The 17,535-nt window shown below is 69.7% G+C and carries 17 protein-coding genes; 9 read left to right on the top strand and 8 right to left on the bottom strand.

Going from position 1 to position 17,535, the window contains the following annotated elements:
- Positions 1 to 47: 47 nt before the first annotated feature.
- Positions 48 to 455 carry a DUF2000 domain-containing protein gene (locus tag NVS89_RS06940; RefSeq protein WP_258731870.1) on the top strand — a complete coding sequence of 136 codons (408 nt, stop codon included), beginning with the start codon at positions 48 to 50 and terminating at the stop codon, positions 453 to 455.
- Between the two features lie 21 nt (positions 456 to 476).
- On the opposite strand, the gene NVS89_RS06935 is transcribed toward NVS89_RS06940, so the two are convergent.
- Entirely contained in the window at positions 477 to 1,226 is a 750-nt protein-coding gene (locus NVS89_RS06935) for an SDR family NAD(P)-dependent oxidoreductase (RefSeq protein WP_258731869.1), read from the bottom strand.
- A 31-nt stretch (positions 1,227 to 1,257) separates the two neighbouring features.
- Positions 1,258 to 1,884: a pyridoxamine 5'-phosphate oxidase gene (gene pdxH, locus NVS89_RS06930; RefSeq protein ID WP_258731868.1), complete on the bottom strand. Its 627-nt coding sequence runs from the start codon at positions 1,882 to 1,884 to the stop codon at positions 1,258 to 1,260.
- Between the two features lie 190 nt (positions 1,885 to 2,074).
- Between pdxH and NVS89_RS06925 the strand changes: the two genes are divergently transcribed.
- The 8 genes from NVS89_RS06925 to NVS89_RS06890 all read left to right on the top strand — a co-directional run bounded on the left by NVS89_RS06925 (position 2,075) and on the right by NVS89_RS06890 (position 8,570).
- Positions 2,075 to 2,431: an RT0821/Lpp0805 family surface protein gene (locus NVS89_RS06925; RefSeq protein WP_258731867.1), complete on the top strand. Its 357-nt coding sequence runs from the start codon at positions 2,075 to 2,077 to the stop codon at positions 2,429 to 2,431.
- A gap of 96 nt (positions 2,432 to 2,527) precedes the next feature.
- Entirely contained in the window at positions 2,528 to 3,517 is a 990-nt protein-coding gene (locus NVS89_RS06920; protein ID WP_258731866.1) for a DnaJ C-terminal domain-containing protein, read from the top strand.
- Positions 3,518 to 3,630: 113 nt separating this feature from the next.
- On the top strand, positions 3,631 to 4,446 hold the full coding sequence (gene fabI, locus NVS89_RS06915) for an enoyl-ACP reductase FabI (protein WP_258732354.1): 816 nt from the start codon (positions 3,631 to 3,633) through the stop codon (positions 4,444 to 4,446).
- Positions 4,447 to 4,553: 107 nt separating this feature from the next.
- Entirely contained in the window at positions 4,554 to 5,237 is a 684-nt protein-coding gene (locus tag NVS89_RS06910; RefSeq protein ID WP_258731865.1) for a hypothetical protein, read from the top strand.
- Positions 5,234 to 5,824, top strand: coding sequence for a histidine phosphatase family protein (locus NVS89_RS06905; RefSeq protein ID WP_258731864.1), 591 nt, complete (start codon positions 5,234 to 5,236; stop codon positions 5,822 to 5,824). Before NVS89_RS06910 ends, NVS89_RS06905 begins: the two co-directional genes overlap by 4 nt.
- Positions 5,825 to 5,845: 21 nt before the next feature.
- Positions 5,846 to 7,225: a leucyl aminopeptidase family protein gene (locus NVS89_RS06900; protein ID WP_258731863.1), complete on the top strand. Its 1,380-nt coding sequence runs from the start codon at positions 5,846 to 5,848 to the stop codon at positions 7,223 to 7,225.
- A gap of 107 nt (positions 7,226 to 7,332) precedes the next feature.
- On the top strand, positions 7,333 to 7,683 hold the full coding sequence (locus NVS89_RS06895; protein ID WP_258731862.1) for a MarR family transcriptional regulator: 351 nt from the start codon (positions 7,333 to 7,335) through the stop codon (positions 7,681 to 7,683).
- Between the two features lie 14 nt (positions 7,684 to 7,697).
- Positions 7,698 to 8,570, top strand: a complete 873-nt coding sequence (locus NVS89_RS06890; RefSeq protein ID WP_258731861.1) for a C40 family peptidase — start codon at positions 7,698 to 7,700, stop codon at positions 8,568 to 8,570.
- Positions 8,571 to 8,588: 18 nt separating this feature from the next.
- Here NVS89_RS06890 and NVS89_RS06885 read toward each other — a convergent pair whose 3' ends face one another.
- The 6 genes from NVS89_RS06885 to NVS89_RS06860 all read right to left on the bottom strand — a co-directional run bounded on the left by NVS89_RS06885 (position 8,589) and on the right by NVS89_RS06860 (position 17,272).
- Positions 8,589 to 9,236, bottom strand: a complete 648-nt coding sequence (locus NVS89_RS06885; protein ID WP_258731860.1) for an NUDIX domain-containing protein — start codon at positions 9,234 to 9,236, stop codon at positions 8,589 to 8,591.
- A gap of 13 nt (positions 9,237 to 9,249) precedes the next feature.
- Positions 9,250 to 10,944, bottom strand: coding sequence for an ABC transporter ATP-binding protein (locus tag NVS89_RS06880; protein WP_258731859.1), 1,695 nt, complete (start codon positions 10,942 to 10,944; stop codon positions 9,250 to 9,252).
- Positions 10,941 to 12,056 carry an ABC transporter permease gene (locus NVS89_RS06875; RefSeq protein ID WP_258732353.1) on the bottom strand — a complete coding sequence of 372 codons (1,116 nt, stop codon included), beginning with the start codon at positions 12,054 to 12,056 and terminating at the stop codon, positions 10,941 to 10,943. The genes NVS89_RS06880 and NVS89_RS06875 overlap by 4 nt, the downstream gene beginning before the upstream one ends.
- A gap of 45 nt (positions 12,057 to 12,101) precedes the next feature.
- The gene (locus tag NVS89_RS06870) at positions 12,102 to 13,211 is read right to left on the bottom strand and encodes a microcin C ABC transporter permease YejB (RefSeq protein ID WP_258731858.1); all 1,110 of its coding nucleotides are present in this window, start codon (positions 13,209 to 13,211) and stop codon (positions 12,102 to 12,104) included.
- 135 nt (positions 13,212 to 13,346) lie between these two features.
- Complete coding sequence (locus tag NVS89_RS06865; RefSeq protein WP_258731857.1) at positions 13,347 to 15,260, bottom strand: extracellular solute-binding protein; 1,914 nt, start codon at positions 15,258 to 15,260, stop codon at positions 13,347 to 13,349.
- A complete protein-coding gene (locus tag NVS89_RS06860) occupies positions 15,257 to 17,272 on the bottom strand; it encodes an extracellular solute-binding protein (RefSeq protein WP_258731856.1) in 2,016 nt (671 codons plus the stop codon). The genes NVS89_RS06865 and NVS89_RS06860 overlap by 4 nt, the downstream gene beginning before the upstream one ends.
- Positions 17,273 to 17,535 lie beyond the last annotated feature (263 nt).

The raw sequence follows: 17,535 nt of genomic DNA, 5'->3' as shown, positions 1-17,535 counted from the left end.
GTTCGGCATAAGCTCGCTCCAGCTTAACATCATTCGGAAAGCTGGCGATGTTCGACACCAAGGTGGCCATTCTGGTCGAGGAGGATCTCGCGGTCTGGCAGAAGCTGAACGTGACCGCCTTCCTCGCCACCGGCATCGCCGGCGCGGCGCCCGAGGCGATGGGCGAGCCCTATGAGGATGCGGCGGGGCGAAGGCACGCACGCCTGCTCGGCCAGCCGATGCTGATCTTCGCCGCCACCGGCGAGCAGCTTCGGCGCGCCTATGCACAGGCGATACAGCGCGAGCTGACCCGCGCCGCCTATGTCCGCGCCATGTTCGAGACCGGCCACGACGCGGCGAACCGCGCGGTGTTCCGCCAGGAGGACGCCGACGCGCCGGAACTCGTCGGCCTCGCCCTGCGCGGGCCGCGCAAGGACGTCGACAAGGCGGTCAAGGGCGCCCGCCTTCACCCGTGAGGGCGTGGGCCCGGAGCGCCCTCAGACGTGCTGGCCGCCGTTGATGTGGATTTCCGCGCCGTTCAGATAGGACGAGGTCTCGGTGCACAGCACATAGATGATCTTGGCGACCTCGTCCGGCGTGCCGAGCCGGTGCATCGGGATCTGCTCGACGATCTTCTCGGTGCCCGGCGACAGGATCGAGGTGTCGATCTCGCCCGGCGCGATGGCGTTGACGCGCACGCCGAGCGGCCCGAAATCGGCCGCCATCTCGCGCGTGAGGCCGGCGAGCGCCGCCTTGGAGGTGCCGTAGGCGGCGCCCGCGAAGGGATGCACCCGCGAGCCGGCGATGGAGGTGACGTTCACCACCGCGCCATGCGTGCGCTTGAGCTGCTCCAGCAGGCCGCGCGCCAGCAACACGGGGGCGAAGAAGTTCACCTGGAACACGCGGTGCCAGTCTTCCTCGGGCGTGTCGATCGTGTCGAGGCGCGCCCCGCCCGCGCCCTTGGGCGAGATGCCGGCATTGTTGACCAGCGCGTGCAACTCGCCATTGGCGAGCCGGCTCTTGATCTCCTCGATCGCCCGCATCGTGTCGGCGGAGTCGGACAGGTCGACCTGGATATGGTCCTCCGGCCCCATCTCCCACGGGCAGTTCTCGGGGAAGGGATGGCGCGAGCAGGTGATGACGCGCCAGCCCGCCGCCGAGAAGCGTTTCACGGTGGCGTGCCCGATGCCGCGCGAGGCGCCGGTGAGCAGGAGCGTACGGCGAGGCTGGTTGGAACCCTGGTTCATGGGTGTGTCTTAGCTCAGCGGCGGGTGCCTGTCAGGGATAAAGCCGGGACTTGTTCCATTCCCCCGCATCGGGGGAGGGACGGCGGAACATGATGCGGTCGTGCAGGCGGAACGGGCGGTCGTGCCAGAATTCCATCTGCACCGGCTTGATGCGGAAGCCCGTCCAGTGCGGCGGGCGCGGCACGCCGCCGAGCGCGTATTGCGCGGTGTACTTCGCCACCGCGCCCTCGAGCGCGAAGCGCCCTTCCAGCGGCTGCGACTGCTGGCTCGCCCAGGCGCCGATCTGCGACAGGCGCGGGCGGGTGGCGAAATAGGCGTCCGCCTCCGCGTCGCTGACCTGCTCCACCGGCCCGCGCACCCGGATCTGCCGGCGCAGCGACTTCCAGTGGAACACGACGGACGCCTTGGGCACTGCCGCCAGCTCGCGGCCCTTCGCGCTCCCCGTATTGGTGAAGAACACGAAGCCGCGCGCGTCGCGCGCGTTCAGCAGCACCATGCGCACGTCCGGCAGCCCGTCGGCGTCGACGGTGGCGAGCGCCATGGCGTTAGGATCGTTCGGTTCGCTGGCCTTCGCTTCCTCGAACCAGTCTTCGAACAGCTGAAAAGGCTCTGAGGCGTCGGTGAAATCACCGGATGTTAACGGTTCGGGCGCTTCCATAACGGCATCTTCAAGGGTGGGGGCGGGCGCCCCCTTGGAAATCAAGGCCATGTCGACGTTCCATGGGCGGCGGATGACAGCGACACGGGCGACACATCGCTCCTCATATAAGCGTGCCGCTGGCGAACGCCCAGCACTATCGCTCCTGTTCCTGGCCGGTATCTCAGGGCTTGCTCTGGGCGGCTGCTCCATGCCGCCGGCGCTCGATCCGCTGGCGACCGGCTCGGTGACGCCGATCCCCATGGCCTATTCCGAGCCGATCCCGGACGGGGTGGCGCCCGACGACTGGCTCTCCGCGCGCCAGGCGCTCGCCGAGGCGCTGAGCGAGGACCAGGTTGCGCCCAGCGTGCCGTGGGAGAATTATGCCAGCGCCACCCGTGGCACGGTGACGCCGATCGGCACCCGGCTCGCCACCGCGGGCGACTGCCGCGCCTTCCTGATGAGCTTCGTGCGCGACACCAGCGAGAACTGGCTCGAGGGCGAGGCGTGCCGGACCGCGAAGGGCTCCTGGAAGGTCGATCAGGCCCGGATGCTCGAGAAAGGCTGAATGCCGTTCGACAGGGGCCGGTTCGACCGTTGCATCGCAGCAACACCGTGCCTACATGACGTCCGAAGCCCGGAACCGCCGGACGGATAATCACCCATGCGCGATCCTTATGAGATTCTCGGCGTCGCCCGTACCGCCGACCAGAGCGAGATCAAGCGAGCCTTCCGCAAGCTCGCCAAGAAGCTGCACCCGGACGCCAACAAGGACGATCCGAAGGCGCAGGACAAGTTCGCCGAGCTGAACAGCGCCCACGAGATCCTCTCCGACCCGGAGAAGCGCGGCCAGTTCGACCGCGGCGAGATCGACGCCGAGGGCAAGCCGCGCGGCTTCGAGGGCTTCCCCGGCGGCGGCCAGGGCTTCGGTGGCGGCGGCTTCCGGCGCGGCGGCTTCGGCCGCGGGCCGGGCGGCGAGACCATTTTCGAGAGCTTCTCCTATGGCCCGGAGGGCGCGCGCCGCTCCGGCCACGGGCCGCATGACGCCGGCGGCTTCGACGACGTGCTGTCGGACATTCTCGGCGGCCTCGGCGGGGGCATGCGCGGGCGTCGCGGCCGGGCCGGCGGTGGCGGCGGGGAGATGCCGCGCGGCGGCGACGTCGAGATCACGGTCCCGGTGCCGCTCGACAAGGTCATCGAGGGCGGCCCGGTCAAGGTCCACCTGCCGAACGGGCGCACGGTCGAGGTGAAGATTCCCGCCGGGGTGGCGGAAGGCCACCGCATGCGGATGAAGGGCCAGGGCGAGCCGAGCCCCTTCGGCGGTGCCCCGGGCGACGCCTATGTCGTCGTCGCCTATGCCCCGCACCGCCATTTCCGCATCGACGGCGCGGACCTTCGCACCGACGTCCCGCTCCCCCTCGCGCTCGCCGTCACCGGCGGCAAGGTGCGCGTGCCGACCCTGTCGGGCGAGGTCGAGCTTTCGGTGCCGCACTGGACCAATTCGGGGCGCACCTTCCGCCTGCGCGGCAAGGGCCTGCCCAAGGCCGACGGCACCACGGGCGATCTTTTCGCGAGCATGCGGATCGTGCTGCCCGAGGATCACGACCCCGAACTGGAGGCGCTGATGAAGCGCCGTCAGGAGAGCGCCGGCTGATCCGGGACCGCCGGCCGCGCGAGCGGGTCGCTTGAGCGGGTGTTGCCGCTGTGCGATAGGAACCTTCCGCCACCGCGAGGTGAGCAGAGAGTACGGAGCACAGCGTGACAGGCATGGCATCGGGCGGGTTGATGAACGGCAAGCGCGGCCTGGTGATGGGGGTGGCGAACAACCGCTCCATTGCCTGGGGCATCGCGAAGGCGGCCCAGGCGCAGGGAGCGAAGCTCGCCTTCACCTATCAGGGCGAGCCGCTGCGCAAGCGGGTCGAGCCGCTCGCCGCCGAACTCGACGCCGTCGTCGTCGGCCATTGCGACGTGACCGACCCCGCCACCATCGACGCCGTCTTCGCCGAGACCGAGCGTCAGCTCGGCGGGCTCGACTTCCTGGTCCACGCCATCGCCTTCTCCGACAAGAGCGAGCTGGACGGGCGCTATGTCGACACCACGGCGGAGAATTTCAGCAAGACCATGCTGATCTCCTGCTACAGCCTGACCGCCGTCGCCCAGCGCGCCGAGAAGCTGATGGTGAACGGCGGCTCAATGCTGACCCTCACCTATTACGGCGCCGAGAAGTGGATGCCCCATTACAACGTGATGGGCGTCGCCAAGGCGGCGCTGGAGGCGAGCGTGCGCTACCTCGCCGCCGACCTCGGCCCCAAGAACATCCGCGTCAACGCCATCTCCGCCGGCCCGATCAAGACGCTCGCCGCCTCGGGCATCGGCGATTTCCGCTACATCCTGAAGTGGAACGAGCTGAACGCGCCGCTGCGCCGCACCGTCACCATCGACGAGGTCGGCGACACCGGCATGTACCTGCTTTCGGATCTCGGCCGGGCGGTCACCGGCGAGGTTCACCACGTCGACGCCGGCTACCATATCGTCGGCATGAAGAACCCCGAAGCGCCCGACCTCACCCTCGAGCGCGACTAGAGCAGTTCCGGCGGGATGCGCGGCAAGCGTGCCGCGGGTCCGTATATGAACAGGACATGCTCCAGTCCGGCGACGGAACGCGCAGGCTGGCGAGCAGGAGACGGACGATGATCAAGGCTTCCGCGATCAAGGTTTCCGCGATCGAGGCTTCCCCAATCGAGCCTTCCCTAGGCAGGCGCGGCATCTGGCGGCGCGCCGCGCGCGTCGCGGTGGCGGCGGCGCTCCTCATCGGCGCCGGCGCGGCCATGCAGCCGGCCGCCGCGCGGTCCTCGGTCACCGTCTACCCGCCGCCGGGCTCCGGCCTGCCGGACTGGGCGACGCCGGGATCGCCGACGCAGGACAGCGGCCTGCCGCCGACGCTGCAGCAATATCCGCTGCTCAACCGCCTGCTCGGCCCGGGCGGGGCGGTCTTCCCCGGCTACACCTCGCCGGTCGGCGACGGCAACAGCTACCAGCGCCTCGCATCCCTGACCGGCGGCGGCGCGAACGGCGTGCTCTTCGCCGCCGGCATGGCCGATTCGCTGTGCCAGCCGGCCGACGCGCCGAGGCTGACCGTGCTCAGCGCCTCGCCGGGGCTGAAGCTCTCCACCGATTACGGCCGCTTCGTCGCCACCGGCAACGACGCCGGCTCGACCTACTGCCTCGGCCGCACCGTCCGCGGCACGCGGCTGGTGCTTTCCGGCCGCCCCCCGCGCGCCGGCGGCAACGTCACGGTCCGCGTCTCCTGGCCGCTCGTCGGCCGCAATGGCGGGCGCAGCTACACGCATGTGGTGAGCATTCCCGCCAGATGAAGCCGCGCATCTACCTCGTTCGCCACGGCGAGACCGACTGGAACCTCGCCGGCCGCCTTCAGGGCAACCAGGACATTCCGCTCAACGATCTCGGCCGCGAGCAGGCGGCCGGCACCGCGCGCGTGATCGAGCGCCTGAGCCGCGACGCCGGGGCGCCGCTCGACTACGTGTCGAGCCCGCTCAGCCGCACCTCCCAGACCATGGCGATCCTGCGCGCCAAGCTCGGCCTGGCGCCGGACGGCTTCCGCCGCGACGCGCGGCTGAAGGAGATTTCCTTCGGCCGCTGGGAGGGCGCCACCTGGACCGAACTGCGCCGGCGCGACCCGGTGAGCCTCGCCGCCCGCAAGGCCGACCCGTGGAACTTCGTGCCGCCGAGCGGCGAGAGCTACGCGATGCTGGCCGAGCGGGTGATGGCGGCGATCGGCGAGATCGAGCGCGACAGCGTGGTCGTCACCCATGGCGGCGTGGTGCGGGCGATGCTTCACGTGCTGGCGGGCATGCCGCCGGAGGAAGCAGTCTGGCTGCCGGTGCGCCAGGGCGCGGTCTATCTGGTTGAGAACGGGGCGTTCGAGCTTGCCGTCGCCTGACGGCCGAAGGGGGAAAGCACGATGGGCGCGACACTGATCAGGGCCGAAGAGGCCTCCACTCCGCGCCCGATCTGGTGCGTCACCACGCAGAACTGGCATGAGGTCGCCGCCGGCATCGCCGCGCCGGCCCGCGCCTTCGCCGAGGCGAGCGGCTTCAAGGCCGAGCCCGGTGCGCTGCTGGTGCTGCCGGCGGCCGACGGCTCCATCGCCGGCGTGCTGTTCGGCGTCGAGGAGACGCCGCGCGACCCGCTCTCCTTCGGCAGGCTGGCGACCGGTCTTCCCGCCGGCGACTACGTGCTCGCCCGCGCGCCCGCCGACCCGCGTCTCGCTGCGCTCGGCTGGCTCACCGGCGCCTACCGCTTCACCCGCTACCGCGCGCGCAACGCCAATGCGGTCCGGCTCGTCGTGCCCGACGGGGTGGACGGCGAGGACGTGACGCGCATCGCCGAGGCGGTCGCGCTCACCCGCGACCTCGTCAACACGCCGGCCAACGATCTCGGTCCGGCCGAGCTCGAATCCACCGTGCGCGCCCTCGCCGCCCGCTTCGGCGCGCAGGTGGGCGTGACGGCGGGCGATGATTTGCTTGCCGCCAATTTCCCGCTCATCCACGCGGTTGGCAAGGCGAGCCCGCGCAAGCCGCGCCTCATCGACCTGACCTGGGGCGCGCCTGACGCACCGAAGGTCACGCTGGTCGGCAAGGGCGTGTGCTTCGACACCGGTGGGCTCGACATCAAGCCGCCGAGCGGCATGCTGCTGATGAAGAAGGACATGGGCGGGGCGGCGAACGCCATCGGCCTCGCGCAGATGGTGATGGCGCGCGAGCTGCCGGTGCGGCTGCGGCTGCTGATCCCGGCGGTGGAGAACGCGATCGACGGATCGGCCTTCCGGCCGGGCGACATCTTCCCCTCGCGCAAGGGGCTCTCGGTGGAGATCGGCAATACCGACGCCGAGGGGCGGCTGGTGCTGGCCGATGCGCTCAGCCTCGCCGACGAGGAGGCGCCCGAGCTGCTGATCGACTTCGCCACCCTCACCGGCGCGGCGCGGGTCGCGCTCGGCCCGCAGCTCCCCCCCGCCTATACCGACGACGACCGGCTCGCCGCCGATCTCGCCCGCCATGGCGCGGCCGAGGCCGATCCGTCCTGGCGCATGCCGCTCTGGCAACCCTACATGGCGATGCTGGACAGCCCGATCGCCGACCTCAACAACGCCCCGGCCGGCGGCTTCGCCGGCTCGATCACCGCCGCCCTGTTCCTGCAGCGCTTCGTCGAGCGGGCGGGGGCGTGGCTCCATCTCGACATCTTCGCCTGGAATCCCAGCGCCCGCCCCGGGCGCCCCGACGGCGGGGAGGCGCAGACCATACGCGCGCTCGACGCGCTGCTGGCCGAGCGCTATGCGGGTTAACGCGGCGGCTTGGGCCGGCCGGTCGCGTTAAGGATTTCTTCGCCCCATCGGCGCCATAGTCCGGCGAACAATTCGCTGCCGTAACGATTTGGGCCGGAGCCGGGAAAATGGCCGTCGAGATGCGCCCATCGCAGGCGTTGCGTCTCCTGCACGAGTTCTCGCTGGCGCAGGTGCACGACGACGCGCCGGACCTGTCGACCCGCCAGCTCGCCATTCTGCTCTGCGTCTATCTGGAATCCCCGCCCCACACGGTGCGCGGGCTCGCCGCGCGGCTCGGCGTGACCAAGCCGGTGATCACCCGCGCGCTCGACACGATGGGCGAGCTCGGCTTCGTCTCGCGCCGGCGTGACGAGGCGGACAAGCGCAACGTCATCATTCAGCGTACGGTGGAGGGCGCGCTCTATCTGGAGCGGCTCGGCGACCTCGTCGTCGCCACCGCCCGCAACCTTCCGCGCTGACACGAAGGCCGCCCATGTCCGCGATCGATGAAGCGACCAGGACCCTCGATCCCCGGCTGACGCCGGCGCGCCCCGACCTCGCCGCCGCGCATCTCGAGGGCGTGGTCGAGGCCGCCCGCTTCGTCGCCGGCACCGGCCGCCGGGTGGTGGCCGCCCGCGCGGGGGTGACGCGCGAGCCCCAGCCCGGCGCGCCGCTCGTCACCGAGGCGCTGTTCGGCGAGGGCGTGACCGTCTACGAGACGAATGAGGAAGGCTGGGCCTGGGGCCAGCTCGACGCCGACGGCTATGTCGGCTGGATCGCGGCCGAGGCGCTGGGCCAGCCGGGGCCCGCGGCGACGCACCGGGTGCGGGCCCTGCGCACGCCGGTCTTTCCCGGCCCCAGCATCAAGCTGCCGCCGAGCGAACTGCTCTCCTTCGGCAGCCGCCTCGCCATTGCCGGCACGCGCGAGCGCTTCGCGGTGACGCCGGAGGGCGGCTTCATCTTCGTCGGCCATCTGGCGCCGCTCGATACGGTCGAGGCGGATTATGTCGAGGTCGCCTCGCGCTTCCTCGGCGCCGCCTATCTGTGGGGCGGGCGCTCGAGCCTCGGGCTGGACTGTTCCGGCCTGGTGCAGGTCGCGCTCAATGCCTGCGGCCTCGCCTGCCCGCGCGACAGCGACATGCAGGAGGCGGCGCTCGGCACCGCGGTCGCGTTCGACGGCGACATCGGGACGCTCCGGCGCGGCGACCTTCTGTTCTGGCCCGGTCATGTCGGCATCGTCGAGGATGCGGTCACGCTGCTGCACGCCACCGCGCATTTCATGTCGGTGGTGCGCGAGCCGCTCGGCGCGGCGCTGGCCCGGATCGAGGCCACCGGCACGCCACTTCGAAGCGTGCGCCGGCTCTAGGACGGCCCCCGAGGGCGCTCAGCCGGCCTCGTGCACGAAGGCGTCGACCTTGGCGCGGTTGAGGATGAACCAGCTCAGCGCGATCAGCACGAAGCCGTTGCTGAAGGTGCCCGGGAACGGCGCGGCGAGATTGGCCGCCACGTCCGCCACCGGCACCAGGAAGGGGCGCGTGTGCTCGGCTTCGCCCGGCGCGCCGGATTCGGCCGGGACGCCACGCGAATCGACCAGCGCCAGATAGATCGTGGCGATCTCGTCCGAGACGCCGGGGCTCGGCATGAAGGTGAGCACCGGCAGCAGCGCGCGCGGCGCGACGCCGATCTCCTCGTGGCACTCGCGTCGGGCCGCCTCGGCCGGGTCCTCGCCGTCCTCCACCAGCCCGGCGGCCAGTTCGACGATCTCGCCCCGCCCGTTGGCGAGATGGGCGCCGAGGCGGAACTGGCGGATCATCACCACGCAGCCGGCATCGGGGTCGTAGGCGATCACGGCGACCACCCGTCCGACCCGGATGATGTCGCGGTTCTGGGTCAGCGGCGCGCCGCCATGGCCCGGGAGCGTGGCGGTGAAATGGTGATAGGCGCGGAAGCCGTGGCCGATCGGCTCCGGCGCCGATACCTCCACCTCCACCGCGCGGTCCTCGACCGTCTCGACCCGCGCGTGCTCGCTCATGTCGCCTCCGTGCTCAGCCGTTTTCCGCCGGCCCGGCGGCCGGCGCGTCCTCGTCCGCCGTCTCCAGATTGAAGGCGGCGGCGAAGAGCGCCCGGGTATAGTCGGTCTTCGGATGGGCGAACAGCTCCTGCGCCGGGCCTTCCTCCACCACCACGCCCTGCTTCATCACCATCAGCCGCGAGGCGAGGGCGGCGACCACCCGCAGGTCGTGGCTGATGAACAGGTAGGTGAGGCCGCGGCTCTTCTGCAGGTCGCGCAGCAGATCGACGATCTGTGCCTGCACCAGCATGTCGAGCGCGCTGGTCGGCTCGTCGAGCACGACGAAGGAGGGCTCCAGCACGATGGCGCGGGCGATGGCGACGCGCTGGCGCTGGCCGCCGGAGAATTCGTGCGGGTAGCGGTGGCGCGTCTCCGGTTCCAGCCCGACATCGCGCAGCGCCGCCACCACCCGCGCGTCGCGTTCCTCCGCGCTGAGTTCGGGATGATGCACCTTGAGCCCCTCGCCGACGATGTCGGCGATCGACATGCGCGGGCTCAGCGAGCCGAACGGGTCCTGGAACACGACCTGCATCTCGCGCCGCTTCGGCCGCATCTGCCGGAAGCCGAGCGCGTCGATGGCGTTGCCCATGAAGACGATGGGCCCCTGCGATGAGATGAGCCGCAGCAGGGCGAGGCCGAGCGTGGTCTTGCCCGATCCCGATTCGCCGACCACGCCGAGCGTCTCGCCCTTGCGGATGGCGACCGAGACGCCGTCCACCGCCTTGATGTGGCCGACGGTCTTGCGCATCACCCCGGCCTTGATCGGGAACCAGACCTTGAGCTTGTCCGCCTCCAGCACCATCGGCGCCTGCGGGTCGGGCGGGGCCGGGTTGCCCTTGGGCTGGGCCTCCATCAGCGCGCGCGTATAGGGATGGGAGGGCGCGGCGAAGATCTCGGCGGCGGGGCCGGCCTCGACGATCTTGCCGTGGTTCATCACGCAGACCCGGTCGGCGATGCGGCGCACGATGCCGAGGTCGTGGGTGATGAACAGCATCGCCATGCCGAGCCGACGCTGCAGCTCCTTCAGCAGGGTGAGGATCTGCGCCTGCACCGTGACGTCGAGCGCGGTGGTCGGCTCGTCGGCGATCAGCAATTGCGGCTCGTTGGCGAGCGCCATGGCGATCATCACCCGCTGGCGCTGGCCGCCGGAGAGCTGGTGCGGATAGGAGCCGAGCCGGGTCTCGGGCTCGGGTATGCCGACCTCGGTCAGCAGCTCGATGACGCGCGCGCGGGCGGCCGGCCCGCGCATGCCGCGATGCAGGAACAGGATCTCGGCGATCTGCTGCTCGACCGTGTGCAGCGGATTGAGCGAGGTCATCGGCTCCTGGAACACCATGGTGATGTTGTTGCCGCGCACACGCCGGATCTGCCGCTCGCTCATGGCGAGAAGATCCTCGGGCCCCTCGCCGCCGCCGGTGAACAGCACCTGCCCGGAAGGGTGGCTGGCGGCGGGGTATTGCAGCAGCTTGAGGACGGAGAGCGCGGTGACCGACTTGCCCGAGCCGGATTCGCCCACCAGCGCCAGCGTCTCGCCGCGTGCGATGTCGAAGGACACCCTGTCGACCGCGAGCGTTTCCCGCTCGCCCTGGGCGAAGGCCACCGACAGCTCGCGCACCGACAGGAGCGGGGGCCGGCCGTCCGGCGCGTGTTCCGACATGGCCTCGCTCATTGGAAGGTCTTCCGCGGGTCGAAGGCGTCGCGCACCGCTTCGCCGATGAAGATGAGCAGGCTCAGCATGATGGCGACGGTGAAGAAGCCGGTGAGGCCGAGCCAGGGCGCCTGCACGTTCGCCTTGCCCTGCGCCAGCAATTCGCCGAGCGAGGGCGAGCCGGGCGGCAGGCCGAAGCCGAGGAAGTCGAGCGCCGTCAGCGTCATCACCGAGGAGGAGACGATGAAGGGCATCATGGTCAGCGTCGCCACCATCGCGTTGGGCAGCATGTGCCGCCACATGATGACGCCGTTTGAGACGCCGAGCGCGCGCGCCGCCTGCACATATTCGAAGTTGCGCGCGCGCAGGAACTCGGCGCGCACCAGCCCGACCAGCGACACCCAGGAGAACAGCAGCAGTATGCCGAGCAGCACCCAGAAGCCGGGCGCGAGGATCGAGGAGATGATGAGCAGCAGATAGAGCGCCGGGATCGAGGTCCAGATCTCGATGAAGCGCTGGAACAGCAGGTCGGTCCAGCCGCCGAAATAGCCCTGCACCGCGCCGGCGGCGACGCCGATCACCGAGGAGATGACCGTCAGGATGAGGCCGAACAGCACCGAGAGCCGGAAGCCGTAGATGAGGCGGGCCAGCACGTCGCGGCCCTGGTCGTCGGTGCCGAGCCAGTTCCATTCGAGCGCGTCGCATCCGCCCTTGAGGCCGAGCCGCTCCACCACCGGCGCGCATTGCTCGTTGGTGAGCATCCAGGTCGGCGGCGAGGGCGCGGGCGTGGGCAGGTCGAGATTGTGCGTGTCGTAGCTGTAGCGGATCGGCGGCCAGATCATCCAGCCGCCGCTGGAGGCGATGAGGTTCTGCAGATAGGGGTCGCGGTAGTCGGCCTCGGTCTCGAAGTCGCCGCCGAACGCCGTCTCCGGATAGGCCTTGAAGGCGGGGAAGTAGTAGCCGCCGTCATATTCGACCAGGAACGGCTTGTCGTTGGCGATGAACTCGGCGCCGAGGCTCGCCACGAACAGGACCATGAAGATCCAGAAGCTCCACCAGCCGCGACGGTTGCGGCGGAAATTGGCGAGCCGGCGCCGGTTGATGGGCGAAAGCCGCGCGCGCGCCGCCGGCATCTCCGGCAAGGCCTCGGCGGCCTGCGTGTTGGACGCGTCCATGGCTCACACGTCCCGCGTCTCGAAGTCGATGCGCGGATCGACCCAGGTGTAGGTGAGGTCGGAGATGAGGTTCACCAGCAGCCCGACGAGCGAGAAGATGTAGAGATTGGCGAACACCACCGGATAGTCGCGGTTGAGCACGCTCTCGAAGCCGAGCAGGCCAAGCCCGTCGAGCGAGAAGATGGTCTCGATCAGGAGCGAGCCGGAGAAGAAGGCGGCGACGAAGGCGCCGGGAAAGCCGGCGATGATGATCAGCATCGCGTTGCGGAACACGTGGCGGTAGAGCACCGCCCGCTCCGACAGGCCCTTCATCCGCGCGGTGACGACGTATTGCTTGCGGATCTCGTCGAGGAACGAGTTCTTGGTGAGCAGCGCCATGGTGGCGAAGGCGCCGAGCACCATGGAGGTGATCGGCAGCACCAGGTGCCAGAAATAGTCGAGGATGCGCGCGCCCCAGCTCAGCTGCTCCCAGTTGTCGGAGGTGAGCCCGCGCAACGGGAACCACGAGAAGAACGAGCCGCCGGCGAACAGGATGATCAGCAGGATCGCGAACAGGAAGCTCGGTATCGCATAGCCGACGATGATGACCGCCGAGGTCCACACGTCGAAGCGCGAGCCATCGCGCACCGCCTTGGCGATGCCGAGCGGGATCGAGATCGTGTAGGTGATGAGCGTCATCCACAGGCCGAGCGAGATCGAGACCGGCATCTTCTCCTTGATGAGCTCGATCACCGAGATGTCGCGGAAATAGGAGCGGCCGAAATCGAAGCGGGCGTAGTCCCACATCATCTTCAGGAAGCGCTCGGGGGCGGGCTTGTCGAAGCCGAACTGCTTCTCGAGCTGGTGGATGAAGGCGGGGTCGAGCCCCTGCGCGCCGCGATATTTCGAGTTGACCGGGTCGCCGGCCGCGGCGCCGGACTGCATGCCGCCGAAATCGCCGCCGCTCGAGCCGGCGATGCGGTCGGTGGCGTTGCCGCCCTCGCCGGTGATCTGGGCGATCACCCGCTCGACCGGACCGCCGGGCGCGAACTGAACGACCGCGAAGGACACCAGCATGATGCCGACGATGGTCGGCACCATCAGCGCGAGGCGACGGACAATATAGGCGAGCATGCGATCGGGCTTCCTCCGCCGGCGGTTCTCGGCAAGCGGCGCACAGGGTGGCCATGGCGCGTCATGCCGTCAACTTAACGTCCTGTTAGGTCATAGGAAGGCACGCCCGCCGGAGCGGCTCGAGATCGCCGTCCCTCACTGCGCCGGCCGGCTGCGTGCCGACCAGATGTCGGGAATGGCGCGCTCATAGACCGGGCGCGGCGCGCTTGGCCAGGCGAACTCGTCCCAGAAGGCGATGCGGAACTCGGCCGAGTACCAGTGTGGCACCCAGTAGCGCCCGGCCCGCAGGCGCCGGTCGAGCACATGACAGGCGGTGCGCATTTTCTCGCGCGTGTCGGCGGCGATCACCTGGTCGATCAGCAGGTCGACCACCGGGTCGGCGATGCCCGACAGGTTGTTCGAGCCCGGCGTCGCCGCCGCGCGCGAGCCGAAGAAGCTGCGCAGCGATTCGCCCGGCACGGTGCTGAGGGAGAAGCGCCGCACCGTGGTGTCGAAGTCGAAATCGTTGAGCCGGCGCTGATATTGCGGCGAGTCGACGAGGCGGAAATGCGCCTCGATGCCGAGCAGCTTGAGGTTCTTGATGAAGGTCGAGGTGTGGCGCTCGAGCCCGCTCTCATCGTCGAGGAACTCGATGGTGACGGGCTTGCCGTCCGGGCCGACGAGGCGACCGCCCTCGACCCGGAACCCGGCTTCGGCGAGGAGCCTGGTGGCCTGCCGCAGCAGCTTGCGGTCCTGGCCCGAGCCGTCCGAGACCGGCGGCGACCAGGGCGGCGCCTTCAGTGCCGCGACGTCCGCCGGGGCGAGCTTGTCGCCCAGCGAGGCGATCAGCGCGATCTCCTCGGGCCCTGCGGGACCTTCCGCCATGAGGTCCGAATTCTCGAAGAACGAGGTGGTGCGCTTGTACGCGTCGAACATCAGGTACTTGTTCGTCCACTCGAAATCGAAGGCGTAGGAGAGCGCCTCGCGCATGCGCGGATCGGCGAATTGCGGCCGGCGCAGGTTGAGGAACCAGCCCTGCGCGCCCGAGGGCGTGGTGTCCGGCAGCACGGCCTGCTTCACCTTGCCTTCCTTGAGCGCGGGGAAGTCGTAGCCGGTCGCCCAGGTGCGGGAGGTGAACTCCTGCCGGAACAGGTAGACCTTGGCCTTGAAGGCCTCGAAGCCGACCTCGCGGTCACGGAAATACTCGTAGCGCAGCGTGTCGAAATTGTTCACGCCCCGGTTCACCGGCAGCCCGGCGGCCCAGTAGTCCGGCACCCGCTCATAGGCGATGTAGCGCCCGACCTCGAACGGGCCGACCTTGTAGGGGCCCGAGCCGAGCGGCGGCTCCAGCGTGCTCTGGTCGAACGGGTGCGTGCCGTAATAGGCCTTGGAGAACACCGGCAGCGAGGCGACGAACAGCGGCACGTCGCGCGCGCGGCTCGGCGTGAAGCGCACCAGCACCGTGTCCTCGCCTTCGGCCCGCGCCTCCTCCATCTCGCGCAGGTTCTGCACGATGATCGGGTGCCCCTTCTCCTTCAGCAGGTTCAGCGAGAAGGCGACGTCCTCGGCGGTGAGCGCAGTGCCGTCATGGAAGCGCGCCTCGGGGCGCAGGCGGAAGCGGTACTGCGTGCCGTCCGGCGAGATGGCAACGGAGCTGGCGAGGAGGCCGTACACCGCATCGGGCTCGTCGAGCGCCCGCTTCATCAGCGTGTCGAAGATCAGGCCGATGCCCTGCGCGGCGTCGCCGCTGAGAATGTAGCCATTCAGCGAGTTGAAGGTCTGGAGCGACTGGTTGAACAGCCCGGTCGGCCCGATCTGCGAGAACATCCCGCCCTTGGCGGCGTCCGGGTCGACATAGTCGAAATGGGCGAAGTCGGCCGGGTATTTCAGGTCGCCGAAGGCCGAGAGGCCATGTCGCTCGCCGGCCGGCATCGCCCCCGGAACGGCAGCCGTATCCGGCGTCGTCGCCTGCTGCGCGGCGAGTGGGCGCGGCAGCGCCAGCGCGGCGCCCACCGCCCCGCCGAGCGCTAGCAGGTGGCGGCGGCTGACGCCGAGGCTGCGTGCGCTCACCGCGTGCCCCCGGTCTTCGCCGCCTTGGCCTCATCCCACCACCAGATGTCGGGGAAGCCGAAGGAATATTCCGGCAGCTTCTCGGGATGGCCGAAGCGGTTCCAGCGCGCGGTGCGGATGTTGGGGTAGGTCCAGCTCGGGATGACGTAGTCATGTGCCAGCAGCACCCGGTCGAGCGCGTGGGTCGCCGCCACCAGCTCGTCGCGGTCCTTGGCGTAGATGACCTTCTCGATCAGCTCGTCGATGCCGGGGTCCTTGATGCCGGCATAGTTGCTCGAGCCATCCTGGTCGGCGGCGGCCGAGCCCCAGAAGTCGCGCTGCTCGTTGCCCGGCGAGAGCGACTGGCCCCAGCCGGTGATGATCATGTCGTAATCGCGCGCGCGCAGCCGGTTGATGTATTGCGAGGTGTCGACGAGGCGCACCGTGACGGTGATGCCGAGCCGCTCCAGCGAGGGCTTGTAGAACAGCACGACCCGCTCGAAGGCCGGGCTCGCCAGCAGGAACTCGATGGTGAAGGGCTCGCCCTGGGCGTTCACCAGCTTGCCGCCCTTCACGTCGTAGCCCGCCGCGCGCAGCAGCTTCATCGCCTCGCGCAGATTGGCGCGGCGCACGTCCTCCCCGCCCGAGGGCGGGTTCTCGTAGGGCTTGGTGAAGACGTCGGCGGGGACCTTGTCCTTGACGCTGTTCAGGATCTCCAGCTCCAGCCCGCTCGGCAGGCCGGAGGAGGCGAGCTCGGTGTTCTGGAAGAAGCTCGTGGTCCGCTTGTACTGGTCGTAGAACAGGGTGCGGTTCATGCCCGCGAAGTCGAGCGCGTAGTTGAGCGCCCGGCGCACGCGCTGGTCCTGGAACTTGGCGCGGCGCAGATTGGGGATGAAGGCCTGCATGGAGCCGGAGGAGCGGATCGGGAACTCCTCGAGGACCACCCGGCCCTGCTTGACCGCCGGGAAGTCGTAGGCGGTCGCCCAGTCCTTGGCCGAGGTCTCGATGCGGAAGTCGTACTGGTCGCCCTTGAAGGCCTCGAGCTCGACCGTCGAATCGCGGAAATACTCGTAGCGCTGCTCGTCGAAATTGTTGGTGCCGACATTCACCGGCAGGTCCTTGCCCCAGTAGTCGGCCACGCGCTCGAACGAGATCGAGCGACCGGGGGAGACCTCCTTCACCTTGTAGGGTCCCGAGCCGAGCGGCACTTCGAGCGTGGTCTGGCTGATGTCGCGCTTGCGCCCGCTGGCATCGGTTCCGGTCCACCAGTGCTTGGGCATGATGCGGATCTGGCCGACGATCTGCGGCAGCTCGCGGTTGCCGGCCTGGTCGAAGGTGAAGGTGACCTCGCGCTCGCCCGTCTTCGCCACCGATTTGACGTGGCTGTAATAGTAGGCCTGGCGCGGGTTGTTCTTGATCAGCTCCTCGAACGACCACACGACGTCGTCCGCCGTGACCGGCTCGCCGTCATGCCATTTGGCCTCGGCGCGCAGGCGGTAGGTGACGGAGGAGAAGTCGGCCGGGAAGCTGACCGCCTCCGCCAGCAGGCCGTACTCGGTCGCCACCTCGTCAAGGGCGGGGGACATGAGCGTGTCGTAGACGAGCTGCATGCCGGCGGCCGGGGTGCCGCGGGTGATGATGTCGTTCAGCGAATCGAAGGTGCCGTCGACCGAGAGCCGCAGCAGGCCGGCCTTGGGCGCGTCGGCGTTCACATAGTCGAAGCGCTTGAAGCCGTCGGGATATTTCGGCGAGCCGAGCAGGGACAACCCGTGCCGCCATTCGCCGGCAGCGGCTCCCGCGGACTTGGCCGCGTCGGGGGCGGTGCCCGGTGAGGTGGCGTTCGGGGCGGCGGCGTCCTGCGCGAAGGCGCCGTGCAGGAAGGCGGGGAGCGCGGCGAAGGTGAGCCCGAGCACGGTGCTGGCGAGAAGCGCGCGGCGGGTCGGACAGACGAGGCCCTCCCGGTCGGTCCGGCCAGCCGGACGGAACGTGGCGGAGCCGGGGCGGACGGACGGGGCGGGAGGACGGATCGTCATGCACTTATCCCTGTTGGCGCGTCGGCAATGTGACGCTCGGCACGTTGTGCCCGTCGGCGGCGCCCGGCAAGAGGCCGCGACGGGGCCGCGACGGGGCGCACCGATCGGGCGCGCGCGGATGAAACGGCCCGTCGCGCGCCGGGACGCGCGGGTCGGCGGGGACTATGAACCGTTACCTTCGGAAAAGAATAAGGCCGGGGCGCGAAGCGCCACCGGCCTGACGTGATCGTGAAACGGCGTCGTCGTCCGGGCCATGCGGTCGC

The sequence above is a fragment of the Ancylobacter mangrovi genome, assembly GCF_024752355.1.
Lineage (GTDB): Bacteria > Pseudomonadota > Alphaproteobacteria > Rhizobiales > Xanthobacteraceae > Ancylobacter > Ancylobacter mangrovi.
Note: the sequence above shows the minus strand (reverse complement) of the source record. Positions and strands in the feature narration are given on the sequence as shown.